The 11,083-nt window shown below is 41.6% G+C and carries 8 protein-coding genes; 5 read left to right on the top strand and 3 right to left on the bottom strand.

Annotated elements, in window-relative coordinates; genetic code table 11:
* Positions 1-164: 164 nt before the first annotated feature.
* Positions 165-1,994, bottom strand: coding sequence for a signal peptide peptidase SppA (gene sppA / locus H6G83_RS23530; protein WP_190476393.1), 1,830 nt, complete (start codon positions 1,992-1,994; stop codon positions 165-167).
* Between the two features lie 157 nt (positions 1,995-2,151).
* Positions 2,152-3,237 carry a type 2 isopentenyl-diphosphate Delta-isomerase gene (gene fni, locus H6G83_RS23525; protein WP_190476399.1) on the bottom strand — a complete coding sequence of 362 codons (1,086 nt, stop codon included), beginning with the start codon at positions 3,235-3,237 and terminating at the stop codon, positions 2,152-2,154.
* A 157-nt stretch (positions 3,238-3,394) separates the two neighbouring features.
* Here fni and H6G83_RS23520 point away from each other — a divergent pair, with 157 nt between their 5' ends.
* From H6G83_RS23520 to cysE, 3 genes are all read left to right on the top strand, one after another.
* Entirely contained in the window at positions 3,395-4,138 is a 744-nt protein-coding gene (locus tag H6G83_RS23520) for an alpha/beta fold hydrolase (protein ID WP_190476392.1), read from the top strand.
* Between the two features lie 750 nt (positions 4,139-4,888).
* Positions 4,889-5,380, top strand: coding sequence for a hypothetical protein (locus tag H6G83_RS23515; RefSeq protein ID WP_190476391.1), 492 nt, complete (start codon positions 4,889-4,891; stop codon positions 5,378-5,380).
* A 203-nt stretch (positions 5,381-5,583) separates the two neighbouring features.
* Positions 5,584-6,345: a serine O-acetyltransferase gene (cysE, locus tag H6G83_RS23510; RefSeq protein WP_190476390.1), complete on the top strand. Its 762-nt coding sequence runs from the start codon at positions 5,584-5,586 to the stop codon at positions 6,343-6,345.
* Positions 6,346-6,626: 281 nt separating this feature from the next.
* Here the strand turns inward: cysE and H6G83_RS23505 are convergent, their stop codons facing one another.
* Positions 6,627-7,205: an Npun_F5749 family FMN-dependent PPOX-type flavoprotein gene (locus tag H6G83_RS23505; protein ID WP_190476389.1), complete on the bottom strand. Its 579-nt coding sequence runs from the start codon at positions 7,203-7,205 to the stop codon at positions 6,627-6,629.
* A gap of 316 nt (positions 7,206-7,521) precedes the next feature.
* Here H6G83_RS23505 and H6G83_RS23500 point away from each other — a divergent pair, with 316 nt between their 5' ends.
* Together H6G83_RS23500 and H6G83_RS23495 are read left to right on the top strand one after the other, a co-directional pair.
* Entirely contained in the window at positions 7,522-9,936 is a 2,415-nt protein-coding gene (locus tag H6G83_RS23500) for an LAGLIDADG family homing endonuclease (protein WP_199328563.1), read from the top strand.
* Positions 9,937-10,202: 266 nt separating this feature from the next.
* Positions 10,203-11,078 (top strand): PDDEXK family nuclease, encoded by an 876-nt coding sequence (locus tag H6G83_RS23495; RefSeq protein ID WP_190476388.1) that lies wholly within the window; start codon positions 10,203-10,205, stop codon positions 11,076-11,078.
* The last annotated feature ends 5 nt before the right edge of the window (positions 11,079-11,083 follow it).

Here is an 11,083-nt window from a genome sequence, read left to right as displayed (position 1 = left end):
TTGCTTGGATTTAATCACCTAATTTCTACCATGAACCAATTTAAACCTTTTTTCTCTTCTGGCTAATTTCAGTTATTTACTACTTGCTTATTTCGGAAAGTGACAGAAGAGGGTTATTATTATCAATTGGTTGGTGGGCATTGCCCACCCTACTAGTCATATAGTTACTCAATCTTCAAGTTAAAAGGCAACCGCGCATACACACCTTGGGGGTCGTTCATGTTCTGCAAAATCGCAAATTCTTTTTGCAATTTTTGTAATTCAGTTGTTAATGGATCAGTTGGTTTATTGACTAACTTCTCAATCCCTAAAGTGGTACTAATATCTTCAACTGCTCCGCCAAAAAAGCGCTCTTCAAAAGAGGTTTCTCTGGGATAATCTTTTAATTCCCAATCTTTACCTAGCTTCGCTTCTTTAGCTGCATATTCTACAGCCGCATTCAAGCCGCCAATCTCATCAACTAAACCAATTTGCTTTGCAGCCATACCAGACCAAACTCTTCCTTGGGCAATTTCTGCAACTTTTTGTGTGGGTAATTTGCGCCCTTGAGCAACTTTGTTGATAAACATATTGTAAATGCGGTCAACACTGCGCTGATAAATTGCTATTTCTTGGGGAGATTTGGGACGCGCTACGGTTTGACTATCTGCATAACGTGCGGTTTTGACAGCATCCCAGGTGATACCATTATCATTTGCTAGTTTCTGCCCGTTAAATAACACACCAAATACACCGATAGAACCTGTAATTGTGTTGGGTTCAGCGAAAATTCGATTAGAGTCGCTGGCTATCCAGTAACCACCGGAAGCAGCATAATCACCCATAGATACAATCACGGGTTTGCTTTGACGAGTTAGGCGGATTTCGCGCTGCATGATTTCTGATGCTGTGGCGCTACCACCAGGACTATTAATTCGCAAAACAACTGCTTTGACGTTTTTATCTTGCCTGATTGTATTAAAGATCCGGGCAAAGCGATCGCCACCTATTTGTCCATCTTCACCTTGACCATTGACGATATCACCTTCAGCATAAACCACAGCAATTTTATTTTTTGAGTCTCTTTCTACACCCAATGGTTTACCTGGTACTTGAGCGTATCGCCGCAGGTTAATCTGTTTAAATGTCTTATCGTCTTTATCGCTATCTGTGATTTTTTTTAAGTCAGCAACTATTTGGTCGTTGTATACTACTTGATCTACTAAGCCGTTGGTTTTGGCTGCTGTCGCTTCTAGGAATGGTTGATTATCGGCGATCGCTTGCAGTTTTTGTGGCTCAATTTTCCGACTATTACCAACTGTACTACGCCAATCACTCCAAACATCATTCAATAATTTCTGGGTTTGTTCACGGTTTTCTGGACTCAGCTTGTCTAACACTAACGGTTCGACTGCACCCTTAAATTTCCCAACTCGCACAACTTGTACACCAATACCGTACTTTTGCAATGCTCCCGCTAAGAACATCGGTTGGCTACTCAAACCGTTAATTTCTAAGTCACCCAAAGGATTCAGTGCAACGGTATCCGCTACTGAACTCAGATAATAATCCCGCTCGTCCCAACCTACACCATAGGCGAATATCTTCTTACCTGATTTACGAAACTCTTCTAAAGCTTTGCGAATTTCTTTCATTGAAGCAAAACCCAGATTATTACCCCCACGAGTACCATCTAGGTAAATAGCGACAATACGCTTATCCAGTTTTGCTTTCTCTAAACTATCAAGCACGCTGCGGAGTGTCATCCGATCTTGTGTCACACCTGAGAGTCTATTTTGTAATTCTTCACCAGCACCCAGTTCTCTTTCGCTGATGTTCATCGACAAGTCAAACACCAACACTGATTTATCTTTTACTACTGGCCCTGAACTACTAGAACTAGCAGCAGCAAATAACAATAATAAAAGTCCTGTAGTCCCAACACCAGCGAATATAAATAGTCCGAATAAAGTGCCTAGTAAGCTAGCAAGAGTTTGTTTAAGAAAGTTATTCATTAGTTATTAGTTATTAGTCATTAGTCATTAGTCATTAGTCATTAGTCCATAGTCCATAGTCAACTGTCAACTGACAACTGACAACCGACAACTGTCAACTGACAACTGACAACTGACAACTGTCAACTGTCACCTGTCCCCTGTCCCCTAATAAAATCTATTGTATGCGCTGTAAGCTGTTAGCGTGTTTTAACTGATGTAAAGTAGCGTTGCCAGTGCAAAATAATACTGTGGTGATTTCGGCAATCAGCACTTGGGCTAACTCTTGCAAGGCGATTTCTGATTCTATGGCGGCTTGGAGGAAGGGCAAAGCTAAACCAGCGATATCTGCTCCTAAAGCGATCGCTTTGGCGACTTCGAGTCCATCACGCAAGCCACCGGAAGCGATTAAGGGAATATCAGGTGCGATCGCTCTCACACTTGTAATACAATCGGCTGTGGGTATTCCCCAATCTGCAAAGGTTCTACCTAATCGTCGTTGTATGGCGTTTTCTGCTCGTTCCCCTTCTACCTTTGCCCAAGAAGTACCACCCGCACCAGCTACATCAATGGCTTGTACTCCCGCCGCAATTAATTTTTCCGCCATTGCGCCAGAAATCCCATTACCCACTTCTTTAGCAATCACTGGCACTGATAACTTACTACATAATTCTGCTATTTTGTCAAGCAAACCCCGGAAATTGACATCGCCCCTTGGTTGAATACATTCTTGCAGGGGGTTGATATGCAAAATCAAAGCATCCGCCTCTAGCATATCGATGATTTGCAGACATTCATCTAAGCCATAGGTGTAATTAAGTTGTACCGCACCCACATTAGCGAATAGCAACACATCGGGGGCATACTGACGAATAGCAAAAGTTTTAGCCACCTGGGGTTTTTCTACCGCCACCCGTTGGGAACCCACACCCATAGCAAATTGATATTGTTGAGCGAGTTCAGCTAAACGGCGGTTAATCATTCCCGCCTGTTCAGTTCCCCCAGTCATGGAAGAGATTAACAAAGGAGCGCCAAGTTTTTTACCTAAAAAAGTGGTGCTGGTGTCAATATCGTTGCGGTCTATTTCTGGTAAGCAACAATGAGTAAAGCGATAGCGTTCTAGTCCGTTGGTAGTTTCGCGGAATTGCACATCTTCTTCTAGGCAGATGCGGATATGATCTGCTTTGCGTGACTGGGTTTGAGCGAAGTTGCTAGTAGTAGAGGCGTTCACTGTTGGGGATGATTTATGGCTGGTGATTACCATTGTGCCGAATTTTTCCCGAAAAATGAATAGCGCGATCGCAACTGTCAATAGTCTAGGTTCCCGTTGTGGATATGCTAGCAAAAACAATATTCTTTATTACAGGTTCTCGCAAATGTTTTCTTAACGCATCCTGGTCAAACTCACTAATTAAACTGATATGAGTATTTTTTGTCTAGTTCATGGTGCTTTTCAAGGTACTTGGTGTTGGGATTTGCTAATTCCCCACTTAGAAGCACATGGTCACAAAACCGTAGCAATGGATTTGCCAATTGAAGATGCGTCTGCTACTTTATCTCAAATGGCAGACGTAGTAATTCAAGCACTACCAAAAACTGATGATGATATTGTGTTAGTTGGTCACTCAATGGCTGGTACTATAATTCCCCTAGTTGCAGAAGCGGTAAAAGTGCGTCAACTAGTGTTTATCGGTGCGCTGCTTCCTTATCCTGGTGTTAGTACATTTGACCAAATGTCTCATCATCTTGATCCTGAAACAATCAAATCATTTAATTACCAGCTAAAAGACCCGATTCATCTCGAACGGTTCTATGATGAACCTAATATGTATGAACCCGCTTCTATCGGGAAAGATTATTCAAACCCAACAGTATTAATGGATTTTTTCTATCATGATTGTCAGGCAGATATAGCAGAGTGGGCAATCTCCAAAAGTCGTTCGCAACAGTTTATTGGCTATATGTTTGAAACCAACCCTTTAAAAGTTTTGCCCAAGGTTGAGCGTAAATATATTGTTTGTACCAATGACCGCATCATATCCCCTACATGGTCACACTACGCCGCCAGCAAGCGCTTAGAAGTCGATGCAATTGAACTACCTTCTGGACATTGCCCACATTTGTCTTGTCCTGAACTTCTGGTTGAAATATTAATTAATAATTAATTTTTGAGTTTGGCTTGATTTACTAGTTTCTGACTTTTCACCGGCTCTGAAAAACCCCACTTTCATTCCTCTCACGCCAGTTGCTACAACACCAGAAATCAGAACTTACGCCTGATGTGAATTAGAAAAACCTTTATTATCCAAACAATAGCCTATGCGGGGAGCTAATGAGACTCGCTAGGGGCGGGTTCACCGGGATCATCGTTAATTGTTGATGATATTTGATTAACCCGCCCCTACAAATGTCTATCCAATTACAAGATTTTAATTCACATTAGACGTAACTTATAAATTTTTCTTTTTCTGTATGAAACCACCCTGCCCATAGCCTTGTAGGAAAGGGGGCTGGGGGGTTAGGTAGGAGCGTTAACTTTTCCACATGACGTGAAAAGTCTGACTAGTTTACTTTTTAACGCTAAAACTGGGTATTATTCCCTAATTTTCCCATTGATGAAGCAGAAGAAATCGATGGCTAAAAGCCTGATGTCTCTACTTTATTGCTATGCTGTGTCAATCAAATATATAGCATTAGGATATCAGTTTTTACATAATGTAATTGAGCAGTAACGATGAAGATACTGTAAAAATATGAACTTTTTCTTAAGAAAGAGTTAAAGCAAATTAATTAGAAATACATAACTTGTGACAAATTGGCAAGTGCTACATATTGTTGCTTTTTTACTAAAACTTGTAATTAGAATATGTATATAACATTACCAAATTAATATTAGAGCCTGTTGGAGGGCTGCTATGAAGGATTGTCGCCCCCGACTTCATTTTCGAGGCGGTTGGATTTTGGCTATAGCTACAACTGTAATGACTACACCTGTAATTGCACAGACAGCTAATTTTGCCACACTTAACTTATCACCAGGGTTTGCGCCAGCAGAGGGGAAAGTTTCCGGTTATACAGGTGGTGGTTATTCATTGTCTGCCATTAGTAACCGCGATCGCGATCAAAAACCTTGCATCGGCTTTGCTGATCCCAAGCCAGACCACATCATGATTTTAGAAAAAGACTTTCCTCGGCTGAAATTACAAGTTAATAGTGGTGGGACTGATACTACCTTATTAATTAAAGGGCCAGATGATAATACAATTCGTTGTGGCGATGATACGGGAAAGAGCAAAGACGCTAGCATCGATGACCGCAACTGGAAAAAAGGTACTTACCAAGTTTGGATAGCCACATTTAATTCTGGTGTCAAGCGCAACTACACCTTAACAGTCCAAGAAAATTAACCAGTTATAACAGTCGCCACCTACTTTAAGACATGGATTAAGTCATAAAAAGCCTATTTCCAGCCTGTCACCTATCACCTGTCCCCTGTTCCCTACTATAAAATCTGGTTGCAGAAAGAAGAATTTTTTTCTGCATAATAACTAACATCATGAGCGATATGATCAGAAGGTAGCTTGTTGTGCTTTACCGAGGGTGCTATCTCGTGCTATCTACACTGCGTGCTGACTTTCGTATCATATTTGAACGTGACCCAGCTGCCCGTAACCTGCTGGAGGTCTTGTTTTGTTACCCTGGTTTGCAAGCCCTATTATTCTATCGGGTAGCTAACTGGCTGCATCTTGTGGGAATGCCCTTTATTCCCCGCCTGATTTCCCACATTGCTCGGTTTTTGACAGGAATTGAAATCCATCCTGGTGCAACAATTGGGCAAGGCGTGTTTATCGACCACGGGATGGGGGTAGTAATTGGTGAAACTGCGATCGTCGGAGATTACGCCCTAATTTACCAAGGTGTCACCCTTGGGGGAACAGGTAAAGAAAGCGGCAAACGTCACCCCACTTTAGGCGAAAATGTTGTTGTTGGTGCTGGTGCGAAGGTACTGGGCAATATTCAAGTTGGCAACAACGTCCGTATTGGTGCTGGGTCAGTTGTACTCAGAGATGTACCCTCTAACTGTACAGTTGTCGGTATCCCTGGACGGATTGTTTATCGTTCCGGTGCTAAAGTTGACCCCCTGGAACATAACAATTTACCAGATTCCGAAGCTCAAGTAATTCGTGCCTTGGTTGACCGCATTGAAGTACTTGAACTACAAATACAAGCCTTACAAGATAAACAGTCCGTTTCCAAGTCTCCGGCTTTAGTAGCTGCAACTTCCTTAGAAGAACAAATATCTCATGATTCCCAATGGTGCAATCTCAGGGATAAGGCAATTCAAGAATTTCTAGATGGTGCAGGAATTTAAATCAGTTATCAGTTATCAGTTATCAGTTATCAGTCCTGACGGCTTATGCTGTGGTGTAACAGCGCACTAACGTCTTCCACTAATTGCTGCGGTATTTCATGTTCGTATCTAAGTACGGGCGGGTTTAACGGATATATCTGTTTTCGCAATGAATTTCTCAATCAACCCGCCCCTACGAACTGTTGACTGTTCACTGTTAAAAATTCAAAATCCAAAATTCCCAAACCCCTCTTTCACCCTTTCTCTTTAACTCTGATCTCCCTCTTACTCGCCACTCCCCATCAAGGGTTAACAGCTTGCATAGACCATTCTTGGTCATCAAGACGATAAAGGTAACGGTTTTGTGGTTCGCCCCGTAATTCTAAATGGTCTACCTGTTTGGGTTCGAGTAGTAATAGGCAAAAATTCGCTATTGGTTTTTGGGGATCAGGTGGCGGTGGGTTGAAGGCTGCTTGGTCTTCTTTATTTTTGCCTGGATGAGGCCAAGCAAACTGTAAGCGTGCTGCATCGCTGAGTTCTTGCCAAGTAGCCAACCTGGCTGGTTGGAGATGAGGGTGAGATTCATCACTTCCTACTAAGGTTAAATAGCCACTGATGCGGAATTGTTCTCTGGTGTTGGGAAAGTACCAACAGGCCTCTGCCCAAGGTTGCTGCTGTATCTGGTCGATTTTATCGCTACGGGCATCGGTAATGAATTTTAATTGATTGGTATCTGCTAAAAAACCCCGAAAAACTACAGTCCGGTTAGCTGGATGACCATTCGCCCTGACTGTGGCTAATTGGAGGTAGCGGGCATAAACTAGGCTGCGGTTACGATGGAGGGCATGGGCGATCGCACTTCGCCAAGGAGCTAGAGGCATAATTTAATATTCTGTAATTTTTGCTACAATCTTTCCGTTGAAGATGAATTCCAATCCTTAAATTTTAGTTAATTTTTCTGCTGATAACTTGATTTTATTTTGTATTTTTGTTGATTCATAGACTTTTTAAATACTGTCAATAATTGCAACTACGTATATAAACTCTATTAGGTAGGAAAAGACATTATACACCATAAACTTATGTGGCAATTTGTACAGTTAAGGCATAGCGTAAAGTGGAAAAATTTTCAATCTTTTATCCTCCATCCACTTGGTCTATAGTCATAATCTGTGAATAAGCAATAAAACTTGTTATATGGTTCGTGAGCTTGAAAGAAAACGTCAGAGTGCCAGGTTTCCTGAATCTGCCCCGGCTGCCAATCCGGTATTTTTTAGAACCTATAGCCGCCGTACAGAAGCGGGGTTAAGGGAAACGTGGGATGAGGTATGCGATCGCACCCTCAAGGATTTAATCGAGTTAGGTAAACTTACGGCTGAGGAAGTAGCAATTTTAGAAAAGTCTCAGCGTAATTTAAAAGCCCTACCCAGTGGTCGCTGGTTGTGGGTAGGCGGTACAGATTGGATTAACAAATCCAAAAACTTCTCCGGCGCGTATAATTGCACATCCACCAACCTCAAAGACTGGAAAGCCTTCGGGTTGATGATGAATCTAGCGATGATGGGTTGCGGGACGGGGGCTGTCATCGAACCACAACATATTCATCAATTACCACCTATCCGTAATCGCTTAAATGTCATCGTTCAAGGCGAAATTGGCACTACTCCGAAAAACTTACGTCGTGAATATACACAAACCGTTATAGAAGGTAACAAAGTTACTATCCACGTTGGAGATAGCCGTGAGGGTTGGGTAGAATCTTATCAAGTCCTGCTGGAACTCTCCACAGACGAAAGATTCACTGATGAAGTACAGGTATTTGTTGATGTTAGCGATGTGCGCGAAGCCGGAGAAACCCTGAAAGGCTTTGGTGGAGTTGCTAATCCTGTCAAGTTACCCGGATTGTATCAACGCTGTGCTGCCATTCTCAATAAAGCAGTAGGTAGACAGTTAAATTCTGTAGAGTGCTGTCTGCTAATTGACGAAGCGGCTGTAACAATTGTGGCGGGAAATATAAGACGTTGTTTGCCTGAAGATGCTTTAGTACATACTGAAGCGGGATTAGTCCCGATTGCTAAAGTACGTGTGGGCGATCGCGTGCTGACAAGTAAAGGTTTTTACCCAGTTACCAATTTTTTTATTCAGGGTGAACAATCTCTTTGCCGTATTCGCACTCAAGATGGTTTCTTTGATTGTACAGCCGACCACAAAGTTGCCGTTTTAACAGATGTATTCGGCAATTACGAAATGATTAAAGCTCAGGACTTACAACCAGGCGATCGCTTGATATTTGTACCACAAGCTCTACCAGGAACACCGACTGAACTACCTGAGTTTCGTGGCACAATCAAGGGCAAAACTAAGCCAATTACAGTTCCAGCTCTAACTCCTGATGTGGCTTACTTTATCGGTTATTTACAGGGTGATGGTTCAGTTAGTTCCGATGGCTCAAGAGTAAGATTTCGAGTTCATCAAAAGACTCCAAAAATTTTAGAACGTTTAATTGAGGTTGGTAGTGAATTTGGTCTAAAAACTTACACGATAACAACACCAGAACAGTGTAAAACTAAAGCCTATGAGCTACAGTTCAACTCATCAGCTTTGAACCAATACCTCCAGTTATTCAGACAAGCCTTCCAAGCGTTGAAAGTTCCTGATTGTATTTTGTTAGGTACAACCGAGATTCGCAAAGCTTACCTAGCAGGTCTCGCTGATACTGATGGGTGTCATTCACAAGGCGTTTTGGTTGCTTCAATTCATCAAAGATTTTTGCAGCAAATTCAAACACTGTACGCATCCTTGGGAATTACAGTTCGTCTGTGCGCTTCAATCCGCAGGCGGACAGGAAAATGGGAAGGTGAATTAGTTACTGTTGGTGCAGCAGCATTTGCCAGTGTTTCAGACTTTCTAGAACAATATTCTTTGGTATTTTCCGCCCACAAACGTCCAATTCCGGCATCATTTAAAGACCACAGCTTTCCAAAAGCAATGGTTCGCCCTATTGTGAATAGTACTAAATATCACTGGGGTCGTATTCACACACAAATGCCTTTACCTACGGTTAAAAAATATCTTGCCGAAGCAACTGATTTAGTTCCAATTAAAGTTGTAGGGGTTGAGATGAATGTCCGTTCTGCACCTACATACGACATTGAAGTAGCAAATGTTCACGAATTTGTATGTGAAGGCATTTTAGTTTCTAACAGTGCCGGCATGAGGCAATTCACCTCCGATGACCAATTGGGGGCAAATGCCAAAGATAATTTATGGCAGCAAGATGAAAACGGTAACTGGCGCATTGACCCTGAGCGTGATTCTTTACGGATGGCGAATCACAGTAGAGTATTTCATCACAAGCCAACACTACAAGAATCTATTGATGCTGTACGTAAACAATATTACAGTGGCGAAGGTGCGATTCAATGGGCTGGGGAAGCTGTAGCCAGAGCAAATATTGATTTGCTATCAACTCCAGAATTGAAGAAAGAGTTTTTGCAAGCTTATGAGGACGGTAACGCCAAGCAATGGTTAAATGAACATTACCCCCAAATAGATGCTGATGAATTAGAGCATCGTTTGGCTAGATACGGACTTAATCCGTGTGGTATTTAATTATATTTGCCTCACGTAAAAAACCCCGCAAATACGGGGAAAGCTGAGAAGCTAATCCCGTGGTAATCAATGGAATTAAAAAGCTATTGACACCGTACAGCGTAGAGAGTGAACCTAGATAGCAAAACAATTGTTTTCTAGAATATAACCTCTCCAAGAGTGTGGGGGTACGTATGACCAGTAATTTTTATGGCTACTCAGGTTTTTACGGTGAGCATTGTCTTAGGTCTAGTCTTGAATACATTTACGCAAGATATTTGGACTATATGAACATTGGGTGGACATACGAACACAAAACCTATACGCTCTCGGACGGAGTTAGGTATAAACCTGATTTCTGCCTAGAGACAGGTGAATATGTTGAAATCAAGGGTTCTTTCAACTTTACGTATGATCTGCCAAAAGTTCAGCGTTTTCAGTCTGAGTACAATGTAAAAGTTACCATTCTCCAAGAAAAAGACTTACGACAACTTATCAAACCCACTCCTTTTGTATTTGAACACTTGAAACAGGAATGGAAATCTTTTGCTAAGGTCAGAGGCATGAATAACATTGGGAATAAAAACCCCATGTATGGTGTTACTCAAACCCAGGAAGCCAAAAATAAAATTCGTGATAAGGCAAAAGCTAGATTTGCAGACCCTGAATTTAAGGAAAAGTTTCTCAATAGTCCAAAGCGAAAAGCTTATCATCAATCTCGAAAAGGGCAGAAAACAGGACTGACAGCGCCTAGATATACTTTAATTTGTGAATTATGCCAAAAGAACTTTGAGGTGATACAACATAAAGCATCTCAAAGGCGTTTTTGCTCTAAGCATTGTTCAATTCAAGCACAACATGGCAAAACTTTATTCACAAATTCAGGTGTCAAAGTATTGGTGTATTCTTTTGCATTAGACAACTCTGAGCAACTGTTTTCCTTAAAATTTAACAAGCTGAAGAGTTTCTTTCAGCCTTTGTGGGATTTAATTCAAAAGGAGTACAACATTTTGGATATTAGGACTATCTGCCAGATTGTTGTAGAAAAACCTTGTAGTCAAAAGGAATTTATCTATCATTTACGGTCATACGTACAAAAGGTACGCGGAGCTACAGGGAATATAGAACCTGTAGAACTAGAGGATAAAAAGCCTTTAGGGTAACAAAA

It is taken from the genome of Anabaena azotica FACHB-119, from assembly GCF_014697625.1.
Classification (GTDB): Bacteria; Cyanobacteriota; Cyanobacteriia; order Cyanobacteriales; family Nostocaceae; genus Trichormus; species Trichormus azoticus_A.
This window is presented reverse-complemented; position numbering and strand designations above follow the sequence as displayed.